Here is a 17,329-nt window from a genome sequence, read left to right on the forward strand (position 1 = left end):
ACTCGGTGGTCGCGCCCAATGAAGCGCGCGGAGAGGAATTGCTGTGTCCATCCACGTCATCGGAGTCGTGGCGCTCGTGCTGGTGTTCATCGTCGGCACGCTCAGGCCTGTCAGCATCGGCGCGCTCTCGCTCGTCGCGACGTTCCTCATCGGAACGCTCGTCGCGAGCGAAAGCGTCGACGACCTGCTGGCCGGCTTCCCCGCGGATCTCTTCGTCCTGCTCGTCGGCGTGACCTACCTGTTCGGCCTCGCCTCGGTGAACGGCACGATCGAATGGATCATCGACAGGGCCGTGTGGCTGTTTGGCGACCGGCCCGCGCTCGTGCCGTGGCTCGTCTTCGTGTTCTCCGCGGTGCCCACCACGGCGGGCGCGCTGGGGCCCGCCGGCGTTGCCATGCTCGCTCCGCTGTGCCTGCGGCTCGGCGATCGCTACGCGATCGACCGGCGCATGTCGGCGCTGATGGTCATGCACGGGTCGTGCCTGGGAAACTTCTCTCCGTTGAACGGGCTCGCGATCATCGTGCAGAAGGCGGCGGGAGCGGGCGGCGTTCAGGTCTCCTCGGCCGCGCTGTTCTTCGGCAACGCCGCCTACAACATCGTGCTGGCCGTGGTCATCTACCTCTGCTTCGGCGGCCGGACGCTGCTACGCGAACGGCACATGCGCGTCGCGACGGCCAGTGCCACGATCGCCGCGGGCGTCGGCGCCCGTGCCGAGGGCGGCGCGGCCGCCACGGCCACGGGCGGCTCCGGGGACGTGCCTGGGTCCACGGCAGGCGCGCAGACCAGCAACGAGCGCAGCGGTTCGGCACGCCCCGCCGCGCTGCGGACCGACCAGGCGATCACGTTGCTGGTGATGCTCGGGGTCGGCGTCGGCGCGCTCGTCTTCGACATCGAGATCGGTTTCCTCGCGCTCGTCGCGGCCGTGGCGCTGCACGCGGTGTTCCCGAAGCGCTTCGACAGGGCCGACAAGAAGATCGTGTGGTCGGTGGTACTGCTCATCTGCGGTGTCACCACGCTCGTCGCCGCCATGGAGCGCTACGGCACGATCGGCGCCGTCGGCGACGGAATCGCGGGCATCGGCGTGCCCCTGCTCACCGCGTTCCTGCTGTGTCTCGTCGGTGCGGTCACCTCCGCCTTCGGCTCCAGCGCGGGCCTGCTCGGCGTGCTCATCCCGCTCGCGGTGCCGTTCCTCGTGCAGGGGCAGGTCGGCGCGACCGCGATGATCGTCGCGCTGGCGATCTCGGCCACGGTGGTGGACTCGACGCCGTTCTCGTCCGTCGGGGCCCTCACGCTGGCCAACGCGCCGGAGCCGGAACGGCCGTCCCTGTTCCGCACGATGCTCGGCTGGGGCATCGCGATGGCGGTGACCGCCCCCGTGCTGACCTGGCTCGTCTTCGTCCTGCCGAGCGTGCCCTGACCCATGACTGTCCACTGAGAATCGGAGAACGAACCACATGTGCGCTGATGTCCGTGAGATCGTGGCCACTTCGTCACGTGTCCTTGCCGCCGCGGGTCACGGGGACCTCATCTGGGGTCACGTGTCCGCCCGTGACCCCGGCGGCGAGGGCGTGTGGCTGAAGTCGGCGGAGTGGGGCCTCGACGAGGTGACGCCGGAGCGGGTGCACCTCGTCGACGAGGACGGCGCCGTGCGAGGCGGCGAGGGCACTCGGCACAGCGAGTACCCCATCCACACCGAGATCATGGCCGCCAGGCCCGACGTCGGTGCCGTCGTACACACGCACCCGCCACACGCGGTCGCGCTGGCCGCCACCGGCCAGCCGCTGCGCCCGGTCAGCCACGCCGCGAACTACTTCGTGCCGCCCCAGGTTCCCCGCTTCACCGACACCGCCGACCTCGTGCTCACGCGTGAACTGGGGAAGGCGCTCGCGGCCACGCTCGGCGACGCCCGCGCCGTGTTCCTCGTCAACCACGGGATCGTCGCGATCGGCGAGGACGTCGAGGAGGCGACCGTTGCCGCGATCCTGCTGGAGCGCGCGTGCGCCCAGCAACTGCTCACGCACTCCGGCGGCGGCTGGCCCACCTGGTCGCCGCCAGCGGAGTCACTGGCCAAGCGCGAGCACATCTACCACGAGCGCGCCGTTTCCTCGGTGTGGGACTACCTCGTGCGGCGACTGCCCACAGTGGGCTGAAGGAGGCGGCGTTCGTGTCCCCGGTGTTCACCATGGCCTGCCAGGGCTACGACCGGATGTGGCCCCTGCGCACGGGTGAGGTCCGCGTCGCGGGCGCCGAACTGAACTTCCTCGCCCTCCCGGTGGAGGAGACGTTCTTCCGGATGCTCAGGTTCGGCGAGTTCGACATCGCCGAGCTGTCGCTGTCGACCTACGTGCTGACCCTCTCGCAGGGAGCGCCGTTCGTTGCCGTGCCCGTGTTCCCCTCGCGCGCGTTCCGGCACAGCGCCGTGTACGTACGGCAGGACTCGCCGTTCACCGACCCGGCCGCACTCGCCGGCGGCACGGTGGGCGTGCCGGAGTACCAGATCACCGCCGCGGTGTGGGTGCGCGGAATCCTCGCGGAGCACCACGGCCTGCCCGTGGAGTCGGTCCGCTACCGCACCGGTGGGCTCGACGCGCCGGGCAGGGAGGAGAAGCTGGCGCTGGACCTGCCACCCGGCGTCGAGGTGCGACCCATCCGCGAGGGCGAGACGCTGTCGCGGATGCTGCTCGACGGCGAGCTGGACGCCGTCTACAGCGCCCGCAACCCCGGGCCGTTCAACGATGAGGGGCACGGCGGCCTGCGACGGTTGTTCCCCGACCCGGAACAGATGGAACGCGACTACCACCACCGCACCGGCATCTTCCCGGTCATGCACACGCTCGTGCTGCGGCGCGAGATCTACGAGCGGAACCGGTGGCTGGCCCGGGAGCTCGTCAAGGCCTGCGTGCGTGCCAAGGCCATCGCGCTGTCCGGGCTCGGCGAGACGGCGGCCCTGCCCTACGCACTGCCGTGGCTGTGGGCGGAGGTGGAGCGCACGCGCGCCGCGATGGGTGAGGATTGGTGGCCATACGGAGTCGAGCCGAACCGCGCGGCGCTGGAGACATTCCTGCGCTACTCCCACGAGCAGGGCCTGGCGCCGCGGCGGTACGAGCCCGACGAACTGTTCGCCCCCGAGACGCTCGCCGAGGTGGTGGTGTGAGCGGAGAAACGACGCGGGGCGTGGTCGGCTAGGATTTCTGCTGTGAAGAACGTTTCTGCGCTCGATGCGGGCGGGGTGGGCCCTCGCCCGCAGTACCCGATCGAATCCGTCGACAACGCGCTGCGGATTCTGCTGCTGCTGGGCGAGCGCAGCGAGCTGCGGCTCACCGAGGTCGCTGACTATCTGGGCGTGGCGTCGTCGACGGCCCACCGGCTGCTGGCGATGCTGCACTACCGCGGCTTCATCCGGCAGGACCGGCGGTCGAAGGCGTACGTGCCGGGCACGGCGCTGACCGGCGTCGCCTTCTCGATCCTGCAACAGTTCGACGTGCGGCAGACACTGCGGCCGTTTCTCGAGGAGCTCAACGGCGAGACCGGCGAGACCGTCCACATCGCCACCCTCGACGGCACCACGGTGCGGTTCATCGACGCCATCGAGAGCCCGCGCGCGGTGCGCGTCGCGTCCCGGCTGGGCCGCTCGCTGCCCGCCAACTGCACGTCGACGGGCAAGGCCATGCTCGCGTCCCTGTCCACCGAGCGGCTGCACCAGCTCTATCCCGACGAGGAGCTGCCGGGGCTGACCGAGCACTCGATCCGCAGCAGGTCCGCGCTGGAGCGGGAGCTCGCCGGCATCCGGCGGCGCGGCTACGCGACCTCGTCCGAGGAGAGCGAGGAGGGCGTTTCCTCCGTCTCGGTCGCCTTCCCCGCCGAGCACTCGGCACTGCGCCTGTCGTTCAACACGGCGATGCCGGTGGGCCGTGTCAAGCGCCCCGAGATCAAGCGGATCGCCGAGCTGATGCGTGCCACGGTCGACAGGGCGGCGGCGCTGCTGCACTGATTCCGACGTCCCACGGAGGACCCGTCGTCCACGCCTCGCCCTGTCGAGGTCTCGGCCCACTCGCCGCCAGCCCGCCGGTCATGGACCCTCGGCACGAACACGTGGCCGCGGCACCGGCTCCACCGCGTCGCACCGCACCGGGCACCCGAGCACCTGGTCGGCCGCGACCCCTCTCGAGTAGCCCGCGATGGTCACGGTGACCGGCGCGGCGATGGCATCCTCGATCCAGTCACCGCGCCGGCCCGCGTCGCCGCGTCCCGAGCTGTGCCCTACGCCGGGTGGTGTGCGAGGACGTGGTCGCGCGCGCCTTCGACGTGGGCGGTGACGACGCGCCGCAGCAGCGAGGCGTCGCGGGTGCGCAGCGCCTCGACCATGGCGGTGTGCTCGGCGTCGATGCGGTCCAGTTCGTGGCCTGAGTGGACCCAGCGGCGGCTGTAGGGTTCCACGAGGTGTAGCAGCTGGTCGATGAAGCGCAGGGAGAGTTTGCGCTCGGCGAGTTCGTAGATGCGCCGGTGGAAGCGATAGTTGAGCACGGCGCGCCCCGCCGCGTCGGCGCCGAGTGCGCGCATCTCGTCGGCGAGTGCCTGCAGCTCGTCGAGGTCGCGGTCGCGGCAGCCGCGCACGATCTCGTCGGCGAGGGGTGGTTCCAGCTGCAGGCGCAGCTCGAAGAGGTCGACGATGTCGGCGCGGCTCAGCTCGGCGACGTGCATGCCGCGCTGGGGCAGCACCTCGATGAGGCCCTCGGCGGCCAGCGTGTGCAGCGCCTCACGCAGGGGGATGCGGCTGACGTCCAGCTCGGCGGCCAGTTTCTCCTGGACGAGGCGGGTGCCGGGGAGCAGCTCGCCGTGCCGGATCGACGCGCGCAGGCGCTCGGCGATCACGTTCGCGCTGTTGTTCGTCCTGGCCGCTGGGTTCACCGGCGGAGTCTAACCCCTTGTGTACGGACGCTGCGACTGTATACAGTCGCAGCGGTTCGCCACTGCAGTGAAGGCCACCTTCACTGCGTGGGATCAACACAGCGGCGCGCGGCGTCTCCGTTCGGGTGGAGTGGGAGACGGGTGGGCGCAGGCATGGTGGCCTTCACTGCGGTGGGCTGCGAGCGAGGAGGGTCCGCGAGATGTCCCGTGCTGTCGATGTCGTCGTCGTCGGAGGAGGGGTGCTGGGCCTCGCCACGGCGCGGGCGATCCTGCTCGCCGACCCGCGCCGCTCCGTGACCGTCCTGGAGAAGGAGTCCCGCTGGGGAGCGCACCAGTCCGGGCACAACAGCAATGTCATCCACAGCGGCCTGTACTACCGGCCGGGCAGCCTCAAAGCACGGCTGGCGCGGGCGGGTGGCGAGGCGATGATCCGCTATTGCGAGCGGCAGGACGTTCCCGTGCGGCGCACCGGCAAGATCGTGGTGGCCACCGCCGAGAAGCAGCTGCCCCGCCTGGAACTGCTCGCCGAGCGCGGGCAGGCCAACGGGGTCACCGTGCGGCGGCTGGACCGGCGCGAGATCGCCGAGCGGGAGCCGAACGTCGCCGGGATCGCGGCGCTCGCGATCGCCGAGACCGCCATGACCGACTTCGGTGCCGTTTGCCGCGCCCTGGCCGGCGAGCTGACCGGGCTCGGCGCGACCCTGCGCACGAACGCGCCCGCGTTGTCGTTCGCCGGCGAGGGCGACCGGACCGTGGTCCGCACCGAGGACGAGGAGGTCCGCGCGCGCGTGCTCGTGAACTGCGCGGGCCTGCACAGCGACGTGGTGGCCCGCGCGGCCGGCGACCACCCCACCGTGCGGATCATGCCGTTCCGTGGCGAGTACACGGAGGTCCGGCCCGGCCGCAGGGACGTCGTGAGCAACCCCGTGTACCCGGTGCCCGATCCGGACCTTCCTTTCCTCGGCGTGCACGTGACCCCGATGCTCGACGGCTCCGTCCACGTGGGACCCAACGCGGTGCCCGCGTTCGCGCGCGAGGGCTACCGCTGGCGCGACGTCGACCGGCGCCTGCTGGCACAGCTGGCCCGCGACCCCGCATTGCGTGGCCTCGCCCGGCGGTACTGGCGTTACGGACTCACCGAGATGGCCCACTCGCTCGTGTGGCGGCTCTACGTGCGCGAGGTCCGCAAGCTCGTGCCCACGCTGAACGGCGAGGACCTGCGCCGTCACGGCAGCGGGGTGCGCGCGCAGGCGGTGCGCGACGACGGCGAGCTGGTGGACGACTTCGTCATCGACCGCACCGCGCGGGCGATCCACGTGCTCAACGCCCCGTCGCCAGCGGCGACGTCGAGCCTCCACATCGGAGCCCACATCGCTGCCGACGTTTTCGAGCACCTCGGCGAGAACGATCTCGCCCGTGCCGTCCGCGCGGACACCGCCGCGGCCTGACAAGTCAAGGAGTACCCATGCGAGTTCCCGCCGAGCGGGTGCGCAGACTGATCACGGACGTCCTCACGGCGTGGGGCATGGACACCGATCTGGCCGAGACCACCGCCGGCGTCATGGTCGGCACCGACCTCGCCGGCACCGACTCCCACGGCGTGTCCATGCTGATGACGTACGAGAAGCTCCGGAACGAGGGCCGGATCGACCTGCGCGCGCGACCGGTGGTCGTGCGGGAGAACGCCGCGTCGGCGCTCGTCGACGCCTGCGGCGGCATCGGCCACCCCGCGAGCGAGTTCGCGATGCGCAAGGCGATAGAGAAGGCCCGCCAGAGCGCGGTCGGCGTGGTGTCGGTGGTCAACTCCCACCACTTCGGCGCCGCCGGGCACTACGCCGAGATGGCGGCGGCCGAAGGACTGGTCGGACTGGTCACCAGCTCGGCGAACCTCGCGTGCGCCGCACCCACCGGATCAGCCGTGCCCCGGCTCGCGACCAACCCGCTCGCCTTCGCCGCCCCGGCCCGTCGCAACCCGAACTTCCTGCTCGACATCGCCACCACAACCGCCGCGGTCAACAAGGTGAAGGTCTACGACTACCACCGCAAACCGCTGCCCCCGGGCTGGGTGCTGGACAAGCAGGGACAACCGGTCGAGGACGCGGCGGTCGCGCTCCGGATCATCAGGGAGGACGACATCGGAGGGCTGACCCCGCTCGGCGGCACGCCGGAGATGTCGAGCCACAAGGGCTACGGCCTCAGCATGATGGCCCACATCCTCGGCGCCACCCTCTGCGGCGGCACGTTCCCCGCGATCCGCGAGCGCGACGAACCGGACGCGCCACACAACATCGGGCACTTCTTCCTCGCGCTGGACCCCACGTTCTTCCGCGCGGCAGGCGTGTTCGAGGACGACCTCGACGACGCCATCGATCTCCTGCACGAGACCCCGCCGCTCGACCCGGACTGCCCGGTGCTCGTCCCAGGGGACCCAGAGGCAACCGCCCGCGAGGAGCGCGCCCATTCCGGCATCCCGATGCCAGGACCACTGGCCGCCCAGCTGCGCGGCGTCGCCGAACGCGCCGGTGTCGAGTTCGCCATCGCGAGTCGTGACTGAGTAACGGACTCTCCACAAGCGACGGTCGGGCGGCCGGTCGCGGTCAGCGCCCTGAGCGGAATCCATCGAAGCGCGCGTGAGTTCCCGCCTCGAAGACCGGCCCCCGGAACGCTGGACCGGCTCGGAAGCCCTGCCGGCGCAACCGAAACCGAAGTTGCGGGCGTTGAGGCGCGAGGTGCCCGCGATCGAGGTGACCTTCCGGCGGCCGACCGCGCGACGAGCGAACTCCCGAACCGGCGACACCACCGTGTCGTGGCTGCGGTGAGCGACGGCCCACGCCGGTCCGCGATGACACGCCATCGGGGGACGCCGGACGTCCTTTACATTTGCCCGATTTGTCCCATAATTGGTGGGGAGGGGAGTACTTCCCGAAAGGCCCGGCCGGTCAGTACGGACATCCAGGGATGTCCCCGGCGGGTCGCCCGTTGCCGGGTGAAGGAGACCTCGAACCGTGACCCGTGTTCGAGGAGGACCTGATGCACCTGGTTTCCGCCCCCGCCCCGGCGCTCGAGTCGATTGGATCACCGCTGCTGTGGGCGATCAGCATCGCGGTGCTGCTGGCGCTGCTGGTGGCCGACTTCCTGGTCACCCGCCGCCCGCACGAGGTGTCCATGCGCGAGGCCGCGGGCTGGTCGGTGTTCTACCTGGCGTTGCCGCTGCTGTTCGCAGGCGGGCTGTGGCTGGCCTTCGGCGGCGGACAGGCCCTGGAGTTCACCACCGGATTCGTGGTGGAGAAGTCACTGTCGGTGGACAACCTGTTCGTGTTCATGCTCCTGCTGGCCGCGTTCGCGGTGCCCGCCGAGATCCAGCAAAGGGTGCTGCTCTACGGCATTGTCGGCGCCCTCGTCCTGCGCGGCATCTTCATCGCCGCCGGCGCCGCCCTTCTGCAAGCGGGCACCTGGGCCTTCCTGGTCTTCGGCGCGATCCTGTTCGCCTCCGCGATCAAGATCCTGCACGAGGCGCTCACCGGCGACGGCCTCGAACGCGACGTCTCGCGGATGCGCTCCGTGCGCCTGCTGCGCAAGCTGATGCCCGTCACCGACGACTACCAGGGCACCCGGATGATCGTCACCGAGCGCGGCCGGCGCGCCCTGACCCCGCTCACCGTCGTGGTCGTCGCGGTCTTCGCCACCGATGTGGTGTTCGCCGTCGACTCCGTCCCGGCCGTGTACGGCATCACCGAAGACCCCTACCTCGTCTTCACCACCAACGCCTTCGCGCTGCTGGGCCTGCGCGCGCTGTACTTCGTGCTCCAAGCGGTGCTGGCCAAGCTGACGCACCTCAACCACGGCCTGGCACTCATCCTCGCGTTCATCGGCGTCAAGCTCGTCCTGCAGTGGGCACACGGCATCTGGCCCGCCGTGCCCGAGATCCCCACCCTCCTGTCGCTGGCGGTGATCGTGCTCATCCTCACCACGGTCACCCTGACCAGCCTGCGCTCCCGCGCCCGTGCCACACAGCGAGAGATCCGGAGTTGACCATGTTCACCGATTTCCTCATCGAACTCGGCCTGACCGTCCTGCTGCTGTCCGCGATGACCATCACCGGCGCGGTGCTGCTCACCGTCCGCCCACCCCGCCGACCGCACCGCTAGCAGCCGTCAACCGTCGACGTGACCGACGGGGCGACGTTCACCGTCGCCCCGTCGAGGCCAGCCGAGCGTCCGGTCTGTCCAACCCGGACATCACACGCAACGCCGATGTCAGCGCTGCTACTTGCCCGGGCGGTGGTTCGCCTCGCACAGCGCCGGACGAGCAACGGAAGGCCAAGGCGCCTCACGTGGACTCCCGCGCCACCTCCTGTTCGGTGGGCACCTGGCGGTCGAGCACCACGGCGCGGCTGGCCAGTAGATCGTCGACCCACCGCGCCCGAGGATCGACGTCCACGAGCAACGCCTTCGCCAGCAACGTGAGCGGCACGGCCAAGATCGCACCGACCGGTCCGATGATCCATCCCCAGAACACAAGGGAGACGAAAGTCGCGATCGTCGACAATCCGACCGCGTTGCCCACGAACCTCGGCTGGATCAACGATTGCACCACGAAGTTCAACGCGCTGTACACCACGATGACGGCCAGCATCAACTGCCAGTCCCCCTCGAGCAGCGCCAGCACCGCGGGTGGCGCGAGGCCCAGCAGGAAGCCGACGTTCGGGATGTAGTTCGTGATGAACGCGAGTACACCCCACAGCACCGGCAACGGTATGCCCATGATCGCCAGAGCGACGACGTCCAGCACAGCGACGATCAGGCCGAACACGGTTGTGACGAGCATGTAGCGGCGGGTGCCGCGGATGAACTCCGTGATCGCCGCTCCGACACCGGGGCGGTCGGCGGTGACGGCGAGCCTGCGGGCGTTCGCCACCGCCACCTCGATGCTCAGGAACAGCAGCAGCGCCAACAGGAACAGGATTCCGGCACCGATGCTGGTCACCGAGCCCAGCACGGCCCCCACGTACCCGATGAGCCGGTCGAAGTCCAGGCCGGTCGTGGCAGGGCGGAGGTCGTCGGGCGTCACGCCCCACCGGTCGAGCAGGGACGTGAGTCGTGTGACGAGGTCGTGCGCGCGTGCCGCGTAGGTGGGCAGCAGGGCGGCGAGCTGCCCGACGGACACGATGACCACCAGCACGAGAGCGGCGATCACCGCGTACACGAGCAGAACGAGCAGGGCCGTCGAGATCCAGCCCGGAACACCGTGCCTGCGCAGCCATCCCGTCGCCGGGCTCAGCGTGATCACGATGACCCCGGCCAGGAAGACGGGTCCGAGAAGCCACGCGCCGATCTTGAGACCGGCGATGATCACGACCAGCGATGCGCCCCCGACGAGCAGCATCAGCGCTCGCGGCATACCGCGCGCGATCAGCTCCCGTCCAGCCGGCTTCATTCCGGCGACGCTAGGCGACGCGACACCTCGCGCACCTCGTCACTGCCAGGTGAGACACGGAAGGGACGGCCGTGGCCGGGTCCGGCAAGGAGCGACAGCCGGGTCCGGGTGGAGGAACTCGAATCACCACCGGAAGGTGAGGCGACGTCCGGTCCCGGTGCAGAGGGTTCTCCCACAGACGTAGTAGTCCGCGCGCAGTAGTGCGACCAGACCGACGATGACGTGGAACACCCCCGTGAGGGTCGGCAGGATGCTCGCGAACGTCAGCCACGCCGACGCGCGGGCCCACGCGGCCGGGTTACCCCAATGTGGATTCCTGAGCAACGCGCCGACCTCCGTCGCTCCCGGTGCATCGACAGGACGGCCAGGACGGTGGCGCGGATCCTCGCCCGCACGAGGTGAGGGTGACCGCCTCACCCGCCGCGGACGATGAAGCACGCCGCCGTGCCCGCGACGATGCGCGGGTGGGTATCGAGACGGGTGTGCAGCTCGGGCTGTCCGACGCCGACATCGACCGGATGGCGGAGAAGCTGTTCCTGGGCGTGCGGGCACAGCGGTCGGCGTTCTGGGTGTTGCTGGCGCTGTCCGCGGTCATCGCGGGCGCGGGCGTGGTCGCCGACTCCGTCGCCACGGTGATCGGAGCGATGATCGTCGCGCCGCTCATGACGCCGATCCTCGGCACCGCGTTCGCCGCGGTACTCGCCGTCCGGAAGCAGGTCGTGGCGAGCGTGGTCCTCGTCGTCGGCGGAGCCCTCGTGGTGATCGCGATCGGCTACGTCCTCGGCCTGCTGGTACCGGGCCCGATCACCGCCGACACCAACTCGCAGGTCGCGGGACGGGTGAGCCCCGGCCTCATCGATCTGGTCGCCGCGCTCGCGACGGGCGTCGTCGGCGCGTTCGCCCTCGTGCGTTCCGACGTGTCGGACACGCTGCCCGGTGTCGCGATCGCGATCTCGCTGGTCCCGCCGCTGTCGGTCGTGGGCCTGACCCTCGAGTCGGGCGCGTACGGCCAGGCCGGCGGAGCGTTGCTGCTGTTCGCCACGAACGTCGCCGCGATCATCGCGACCGGCACGGCGGTGCTGCTCGGATACCGTGTGCGCGCGGTCGCCCAAGCCTCGGGCAGGCCGGTGGGGCGACTCGGTGTCCGCACGCTCGCCGTGATCGCCGGCTTCGTCCTGCTGGTCAGCGTGCCGCTGGGCATCGGCACCTACCACGTCGTCCAGCAGGAGCGCACCGTCGCGGTGGCTCGGCCCGTCGTGGAGCGCTGGGCCGCCGAGAGGTCGTGGCAGGTCGTCGATCTCACCTTCGAACGAGGTGTTCTCACGGTGATCACGGCGGGCCTGCCGCCCGTCGAGCATGCCGCTTCGCTGCGACGCGCGCTCGACGAGGCGGGCCTTGTTGACGTTCCAGCCAGGCTGTCGCTCCTGTTCAAGGGCTCGCGGGAGCTGCCAGCTGACGGCTCGTGACCTCAGCGGCGCCGCGTCAGGAGATATCCGGTCAGCACGCCGAGCGCCGCGACGATGAGCAGCGCCGTCCACAGCGGGCCCGTGATGACGACGGTGAACAGGTGCATGTCGACGGTGTCGCGGTTCTGCACGACGAACACGACCACCACCACGGCGACGACGAGAGCGATGACGCGGCCCGGACTCAGCTGGAAGCGACGCTTTCCGGGCACGTCGGGTTTCGCGGTCACGGTCACCTCCTTCACACATCGCCAGCAGGCTGCGCCACCGACGGCGGCGGCGCCTCATCCGCCGGGGATGACTTGCGCCCCGGACGGATCGGGTCAGGCCAGGCCGCGGGCCCTGGCCGCGCTGACCGCCGCTCTCCTGCTGGTGACCCCGAGCTTGGCGTAGATGGCACGGACATGGGTCTTAACGGTGTTCACCGACACCGACAGGGTCGCGGCGACCTCGTCGAAGGACACCGGCGAGGCGAGGTGACTGAGCACGTCGTACTCGCGGGTCGTGAGCAGCCGGCCGCCGTTGCCCGGCGCTTCCGCGAACATCGCATGGCGCACTTTGGCGCTGAACGCCTCCAACCTGCCGAACCCGCCGGCATGGTCGTTGATCAGCTGGCCGACGCACGGGTCGGCCAGCACGAACGGCCGGATCAGCCGGACAGGCTCGGCGAGGTGCAGCGCGTCGTGGAGAGACTTGATCGCCACCGTCCTCCGGCCCGTGCGGGACGCGACGGCCGAGTTGAGGAGCCTGGCTTCGACGCCGGTGACGGGCGGCAACCGAGAATGCCCGTTGTGGGCCTGGGCCAGTGTCCGCTCGGCCTCGCCGAACTCCCCGTCTGCGACGGCGATCCACGCCCGGACCAGTGCGACTTGCGCTCGGCCCGACGCGCCGGTACAGCCAGGCGGCGATCTCCCGCGCCACGCCGCGCTGCCCCTTCGCCAAGGCAGATCGCGCTGCTGGAGAGCCTCGGGCTGGAGATCGTCTCGGTTCATCGGCTCCCGCCTCCGGAGGAGGCCGAAACCAAGGAGCAGGGCCCGAGGCGCAAGTAGTCGCAAGTAGTGCAGACCAGGGTGTTTCGCCGGGCATTCACGCAGACCGGTGGCCCGCCCCGCCGTCAGCGTTCCCGCGGCCGGGGCGTGACGATGGCGAACCCGGGATCAGCGGAGTCGAGCACACCGAGCATCCGGCCGAGGACGTCCGTGGCTCCCTCGATGGTCAGCGAACCGGACTCCCGCAACTCGTCTGGCCCGGCCTCGCCGGAGAACAACGCGAGCAGCCCCTGCCGGTCGGCGCGGACGAGGGCGTCGGCCTTCTCGCGGCCCGCACCGTCGCCGTGGGAAAGCACGCCGTTGGACAACCGGGACCAGTACTGGTGCTCGCCGTCCGGGCCGGTCACCGTCCAGTCGACACCGATCCGCAGGTCACCGGCGCGCGGCCCGTCCACCCTGATCGCGACGCTGTCGAACAGCTGCCCGAGGCTGAGCTGGGCGAGGATGTCCGGCGACGCCGTCACCGTGGGCGTTCCGCCTTTCTCGCCCCGCAGCTCGGCCGCCCCGACGAGATAGAAGTTGCGCCAGGTCGCGTTCTCGGCGCCGAAACCTAGCTGCTCGAACGCGGCCGCCTGCAGCTCCCGGGCCGCCGTGTTCCCCGGATCCGCGTAGACGAGGTGCCCGACCAGCTCGCCGACCCACCGATAGTCACCGTTGGTGAACGCTCGCCGCGCGACCTCCAGCAGGGCTTCCGGCCCACCGATCGCCTCGACGTAGCGGCGGCCCGCCTGCTCGGGCGGGTGCGGCCAGAGATGGGCCGGGTTGCCGTCGAACCAGCCCATGTACCGCTGGTAGACGGCCTTGGCGTTGTGGCTGGCCGACCCGTAGTAACCGTGGGCGTGCCAGGCCCTTTCCAAACCGGGTGGCAGCTCGAACATCTCGGCGATCTCCGCACCCACGTAGCCCTTGTTCAGCAGCCGAAGGGTCTGGTCGTGCAGGTAGGCATAGAGATCGCGCTGCTCGGTGAGCAGGGCGACGACCCGCTCGCGCCCCCACGTCGGCCAATGATGAGAGGCGAACTCGACGCTCGTGGCGTCGGCGAAGAGGTCGATGGCCTCGGTGAGGTAATGCGCCCACGCGTGCGGGTCACGAACCAGCGCTCCGCGCAGGGTCAGCAGGTTGTGCAGGGTGTGGGTGGCGTTCTCCGCCATACACAGTGCGCCCAGGTCGGGGAACAGGAAGTTCATCTCCGAGGGCGCTTCCGTGCCGGGCGTGACCTGGAAGACGACCCGGACCCCGTCCAGCACCTCCTCCTGCCCGGTCCTCGTCACGTCCAGTGTCGGCGGAATCAGCGTGACCGTGCCGGTGGACACCGTCATGCCAAGGCCAGCGCCCAGCTGCCCCGCAGGGCCCACCGGCAGAGCCGCCCCGTACATGTAGGCCGCCCGGCGGGCCATCGCGGGCCCCGCGTAGACGTTCTCGGCCACGGCATGCTCGACGAACCCCTCGGGAGCGAGCACCGGGATCCGGCCTGCCGCCACGTCCTCTCCGGAGACGACTCCTCGCACGCCGCCGAAGTGGTCGACGTGGCTGTGCGTGTAGATCACCGCGGTCACCGGGCGGTTCCCCCGGTGCTCGCGATAGAGGGCGAGCGCGGCCGCCGCGGTCTCGGTGGAGACCAAGGGGTCGATCACGATGACACCCGTATCTCCCTCGATCAGCGTCATGTTCGACAGGTCCATGCCGCGCACCTGGTAGACACCGTCAGTGACCTCGTAGAGCCCATGCAGAGCGACGAGCCGGGCCTGCCGCCACAGGCTCGGGTTCACCGTTTCCGGGCGCTCCAGCTCCAGAACGGACGCCCACGCGTCGGCGTCCCACACGACCCTGCCGTCGGCCGCAAACACCTGGCCAGGCCGCAGCGCGCCGATGAACCCGCGTTCGGCGTCCTCCAGGTCCGTGGTGTCGGCGAACGGGAGCCGCTCCTCCAAGGCGGAGGTGGCCGCGATGATCGCCGGTGTCGCACCCGTCTCGGTCATGAGTTCCTCGTTTCTCGCCCACAGCGGTCTCTCGGCGTGGGAGAAGCGTCCCGCCACCGGCATGGTCGTAGGGCCGGGGCGGTACGGGCGTCATCCGCTCAGGGTGAAACGAATGCTGGACCGTTTCACGCCACCATCTGTCAGCGACTGCCGCAGAGCCATCCACAGAGGACTCGATGGCCTCGGTGCGGCGCTCACCCCCGGAAGGCGCGGCACCCGCTCGTCGCCATCGTCCACTCCAAGCGCTCCTTCAGCGGGAGCCGGACGCGGACCAAATGCGGCCGGGCGAGCTCACGCGCACCGGGCCCAGGGATAGGCGGTGCAGTCGATGACGGCCCACACCGTCTTGCCGTAGGGCCGGGACGTGCAACCCCAGTCGCGCGCGACCTGGTCGACGAGGACAAGGCCCCGGCCACGGAGGGATTGTGGCGTCGGCGCGCGAAGTACCGGGGGCCGGTGTGAGGCGTCATCGACCTCCACCCGGACCCGGCACGGGTTCCGCTGGTGCCACAGCCGGACTCCCCGGGCCCCGCCTGCGTGATCGTGCCCGTTGGCGAGGAGTTCCGACACCACGAGCTGGACCGCGTGGAGGTGGTCCTCGGCGAGTGCGGTGAGGATGGAGGCCGCCCGGTGCCGGACGGCGGCGGTGGGAGGTGCCCGGCCCGGTGTGAGGTCCCAGGCCAGCACCGGTCCGTGGCCGTTTCCCGACTCGAACGCGTCGCCCCTCACGTTGCGCACATGCCCACCAGGCGGAGCCCTATTCGACCGATCCGAGTGGATCGACCGGCCAGTCGGGGGCGTCACGCAGCCGCTTGGCCCCGCGCCCCCTGGACACTGCGCCGGTCAAGGCGGGGAACACCGTTAGCACACCGTCAACATGGCACAGCTGCAGCGTTCGCGCGACCGGAAGACCTGCCACCACATGTAGCGGAGTGTCTCGCCTCGTGCACTGATAGTGGTAGTCGAGCAGGATGGAGGCCCCGCAGGCGGCGAAGAAGCCGACGGCGGCCAGATCGGCGACCAGGTGGTCAGGCGGCGTCGCCGCGTCGCGGGCCGCGCCGAGGCCGGACTCCAACTCGGCGACGGTGCTGAGGTCGACCTCGCCCTCGGCATGGACGACGACCGCGCGTTCGGCTCGTTGCCAGCTGATGCGCAGCAACGACTCTCGCGGCGCGTTCTGGAAGTCCTCCAACACTGCAATCGCCGCCTTCCGGCGCTGACTGACGGGGCGGGCCCGGGCTTACCCGGAAATGCCGGTAGACAAACGCGGATCAGGGCGCTCCCATGGAAGCATCGTCGACATGGTGGAGCTACGAGACGCGACGCAGGCCGACGCGCACGCCATCGCCCGCGTGCTGGTGCGGTCCTGGCGCGCCGCCTACCGTGGTCTGCTCGCCGACGATGTCCTGGCGGGCCTGTCCGTTCCCGACCGCGAAGAGTTCTGGTCCGACGTCCTCACCTCTCGCCCGCCGCACACCCGCGTGGTGGTCGCGACGACCGCAGGCGCCGTCGTCGGCTTCGCCGCGACCGGTCCTCCGCTCGTACCGGCCGACCGCGCCGACCCCACGCTCGGCGACCTCTACGCGCTCTACCTCTCCCCCGATGTCTGGCGCCGCGGCATCGGCACCCGGCTCCACGCCGCAGCACTCGACCGGCTCCGATCCTGCGGCTTCGCCCACGCCGGCCTGTGGGTTCTCAGCGGCAACGAACGCGCCCTGCGCTTCTACCACCGCCACGGCTGGATCGACACCGGACGCACCCAACTCGACCGCGGCCCCGGCGGCGCCGAACTGCACGAACGACGACTCCACCACGACCTCGGCGACTGAACCGGCCGGCCCGGCGCCCAACGAGACTCGGCATCCGAAGTGGACACTGCGACGTGGCGGCCGCGGCGAGCCGGGCGCCCGGAAACCTGTGTCATAGTGGAACTGTGCATGAACTCCTGCTGGACCAGCCGGTGGTCGCGAGTGTGAAGGACGAGGCCGGGCTCCGTGCCGTCACGGAGCTGGAGCCCCCGGTGGTCTTCCTGCTCTTCGGTTCGATCCTGACCCTGCCAGCGCTCGTCGATCGACTGCGCGCCGCAGGGAAAACCGTGCTGGTGAACGTCGATCTGGTCGAGGGCCTGGAGGGCCGGGACATCGCCGTCGACTTCGTGGCCGAACGCACGAAGGCGGACGGCGTGCTCAGCAGCAAGGCGGGCATCGTGAAGGCCGCCAAAGCCCGCGGCCTGCTCGCCGTGCACCGCTTCTTCCTGGTCGACTCGTTCTCGTACCACAACCTCGGCAGGCAGCTGGCGATCTCCCGGCCCGACTACATCGAGATCCTGCCCGGATGCGTGCCTCGGGTGATCAAGTGGTTACGCGCCGACACCGACGTGCCGATCATCGCGGGCGGGCTGGTGTGCGACAAGGACGACGTGCTGGCCGCGTTGGGCGCGGGCGCCACCGCCATCGCTTCATCCAATGTAGACGTCTGGTCGATGTGACGG

Annotated in this window: 18 protein-coding genes; 10 read left to right on the forward strand and 8 right to left on the reverse strand. The window is 70.4% G+C overall.

Annotation, left to right across the window (positions count from 1 at the left end):
• Positions 1-43: 43 nt before the first annotated feature.
• The 4 genes from FCN18_RS20870 (at position 44) to FCN18_RS20885 (ending at position 3,991) form a co-directional block, all read left to right on the forward strand.
• Positions 44-1,417 carry an SLC13 family permease gene (locus tag FCN18_RS20870; RefSeq protein WP_112273010.1) on the forward strand — a complete coding sequence of 458 codons (1,374 nt, stop codon included), beginning with the start codon at positions 44-46 and terminating at the stop codon, positions 1,415-1,417.
• Positions 1,418-1,478: 61 nt separating this feature from the next.
• Positions 1,479-2,150 carry a class II aldolase/adducin family protein gene (locus FCN18_RS20875; protein ID WP_456107166.1) on the forward strand — a complete coding sequence of 224 codons (672 nt, stop codon included), beginning with the start codon at positions 1,479-1,481 and terminating at the stop codon, positions 2,148-2,150.
• A gap of 14 nt (positions 2,151-2,164) precedes the next feature.
• Complete coding sequence (locus FCN18_RS20880) at positions 2,165-3,154, forward strand: substrate-binding domain-containing protein (protein WP_206077952.1); 990 nt, start codon at positions 2,165-2,167, stop codon at positions 3,152-3,154.
• A 42-nt stretch (positions 3,155-3,196) separates the two neighbouring features.
• Positions 3,197-3,991, forward strand: a complete 795-nt coding sequence (locus tag FCN18_RS20885; RefSeq protein WP_112273014.1) for an IclR family transcriptional regulator — start codon at positions 3,197-3,199, stop codon at positions 3,989-3,991.
• Positions 3,992-4,260: 269 nt separating this feature from the next.
• Here the strand turns inward: FCN18_RS20885 and FCN18_RS20890 are convergent, their stop codons facing one another.
• Positions 4,261-4,908, reverse strand: a complete 648-nt coding sequence (locus FCN18_RS20890) for a GntR family transcriptional regulator (protein WP_112273016.1) — start codon at positions 4,906-4,908, stop codon at positions 4,261-4,263.
• A gap of 200 nt (positions 4,909-5,108) precedes the next feature.
• Here FCN18_RS20890 and lhgO point away from each other — a divergent pair, with 200 nt between their 5' ends.
• The 3 genes from lhgO to FCN18_RS20905 all read left to right on the forward strand — a co-directional run bounded on the left by lhgO (position 5,109) and on the right by FCN18_RS20905 (position 8,940).
• Positions 5,109-6,356: an L-2-hydroxyglutarate oxidase gene (gene lhgO / locus FCN18_RS20895; protein WP_137095899.1), complete on the forward strand. Its 1,248-nt coding sequence runs from the start codon at positions 5,109-5,111 to the stop codon at positions 6,354-6,356.
• Positions 6,357-6,373: 17 nt separating this feature from the next.
• Positions 6,374-7,462 carry an Ldh family oxidoreductase gene (locus FCN18_RS20900; protein WP_137095900.1) on the forward strand — a complete coding sequence of 363 codons (1,089 nt, stop codon included), beginning with the start codon at positions 6,374-6,376 and terminating at the stop codon, positions 7,460-7,462.
• Positions 7,463-7,938: 476 nt separating this feature from the next.
• On the forward strand, positions 7,939-8,940 hold the full coding sequence (locus FCN18_RS20905; RefSeq protein WP_137095901.1) for a TerC/Alx family metal homeostasis membrane protein: 1,002 nt from the start codon (positions 7,939-7,941) through the stop codon (positions 8,938-8,940).
• 297 nt (positions 8,941-9,237) lie between these two features.
• Here FCN18_RS20905 and FCN18_RS20910 read toward each other — a convergent pair whose 3' ends face one another.
• Both FCN18_RS20910 and FCN18_RS20915 read right to left on the reverse strand, forming a co-directional pair.
• Positions 9,238-10,344: an AI-2E family transporter gene (locus tag FCN18_RS20910; protein WP_137095902.1), complete on the reverse strand. Its 1,107-nt coding sequence runs from the start codon at positions 10,342-10,344 to the stop codon at positions 9,238-9,240.
• A gap of 123 nt (positions 10,345-10,467) precedes the next feature.
• On the reverse strand, positions 10,468-10,668 hold the full coding sequence (locus FCN18_RS20915; RefSeq protein WP_137095903.1) for a hypothetical protein: 201 nt from the start codon (positions 10,666-10,668) through the stop codon (positions 10,468-10,470).
• Positions 10,669-10,808: 140 nt separating this feature from the next.
• Here FCN18_RS20915 and FCN18_RS20920 point away from each other — a divergent pair, with 140 nt between their 5' ends.
• Positions 10,809-11,810, forward strand: coding sequence for a DUF389 domain-containing protein (locus FCN18_RS20920; protein ID WP_206077953.1), 1,002 nt, complete (start codon positions 10,809-10,811; stop codon positions 11,808-11,810).
• A gap of 2 nt (positions 11,811-11,812) precedes the next feature.
• Here the strand turns inward: FCN18_RS20920 and FCN18_RS20925 are convergent, their stop codons facing one another.
• The 5 genes from FCN18_RS20925 to FCN18_RS20945 all read right to left on the reverse strand — a co-directional run bounded on the left by FCN18_RS20925 (position 11,813) and on the right by FCN18_RS20945 (position 16,033).
• Positions 11,813-12,040: a LapA family protein gene (locus FCN18_RS20925; RefSeq protein WP_113641220.1), complete on the reverse strand. Its 228-nt coding sequence runs from the start codon at positions 12,038-12,040 to the stop codon at positions 11,813-11,815.
• Between the two features lie 93 nt (positions 12,041-12,133).
• Positions 12,134-12,802 carry a response regulator transcription factor gene (locus FCN18_RS20930; protein ID WP_137095904.1) on the reverse strand — a complete coding sequence of 223 codons (669 nt, stop codon included), beginning with the start codon at positions 12,800-12,802 and terminating at the stop codon, positions 12,134-12,136.
• Positions 12,803-12,924: 122 nt separating this feature from the next.
• Entirely contained in the window at positions 12,925-14,838 is a 1,914-nt protein-coding gene (locus FCN18_RS20935) for an alkyl/aryl-sulfatase (RefSeq protein WP_137095905.1), read from the reverse strand.
• A 291-nt stretch (positions 14,839-15,129) separates the two neighbouring features.
• Complete coding sequence (locus FCN18_RS20940; RefSeq protein WP_228714059.1) at positions 15,130-15,576, reverse strand: ATP-binding protein; 447 nt, start codon at positions 15,574-15,576, stop codon at positions 15,130-15,132.
• Between the two features lie 19 nt (positions 15,577-15,595).
• The gene (locus FCN18_RS20945) at positions 15,596-16,033 is read right to left on the reverse strand and encodes an STAS domain-containing protein (protein ID WP_158303145.1); all 438 of its coding nucleotides are present in this window, start codon (positions 16,031-16,033) and stop codon (positions 15,596-15,598) included.
• Positions 16,034-16,139: 106 nt separating this feature from the next.
• Between FCN18_RS20945 and FCN18_RS20950 the strand changes: the two genes are divergently transcribed.
• Together FCN18_RS20950 and FCN18_RS20955 are read left to right on the forward strand one after the other, a co-directional pair.
• The gene (locus tag FCN18_RS20950; RefSeq protein WP_113641147.1) at positions 16,140-16,667 is read left to right on the forward strand and encodes a GNAT family N-acetyltransferase; all 528 of its coding nucleotides are present in this window, start codon (positions 16,140-16,142) and stop codon (positions 16,665-16,667) included.
• Between the two features lie 104 nt (positions 16,668-16,771).
• On the forward strand, positions 16,772-17,326 hold the full coding sequence (locus tag FCN18_RS20955) for a glycerol-3-phosphate responsive antiterminator (protein ID WP_228714060.1): 555 nt from the start codon (positions 16,772-16,774) through the stop codon (positions 17,324-17,326).
• Positions 17,327-17,329: the final 3 nt, after the last annotated feature.

The organism is Prauserella endophytica (genome assembly GCF_005146945.1).
GTDB classification, from domain to species: Bacteria; Actinomycetota; Actinomycetes; order Mycobacteriales; family Pseudonocardiaceae; genus Prauserella_A; species Prauserella_A endophytica.

Bases quoted from the DNA above. Each gene is read 5' to 3' on its own strand.
- lhgO (WP_137095899.1), top strand. From the start codon at position 5,109: ATGTCCCGTGCTGTCGATGTCGTCGTCGTCGGAGGAGGGGTGCTGGGC.
- FCN18_RS20900 (WP_137095900.1), top strand. From the start codon at position 6,374: ATGCGAGTTCCCGCCGAGCGGGTGCGCAGACTGATCACGGACGTCCTC.
- FCN18_RS20905 (WP_137095901.1), top strand. From the start codon at position 7,939: ATGCACCTGGTTTCCGCCCCCGCCCCGGCGCTCGAGTCGATTGGATCA.
- FCN18_RS20910 (WP_137095902.1), bottom strand. From the start codon at position 10,344: ATGAAGCCGGCTGGACGGGAGCTGATCGCGCGCGGTATGCCGCGAGCG.
- FCN18_RS20930 (WP_137095904.1), bottom strand. From the start codon at position 12,802: ATGAACCGAGACGATCTCCAGCCCGAGGCTCTCCAGCAGCGCGATCTG.
- FCN18_RS20935 (WP_137095905.1), bottom strand. From the start codon at position 14,838: ATGACCGAGACGGGTGCGACACCGGCGATCATCGCGGCCACCTCCGCC.
- FCN18_RS20950 (WP_113641147.1), top strand. From the start codon at position 16,140: ATGGTGGAGCTACGAGACGCGACGCAGGCCGACGCGCACGCCATCGCC.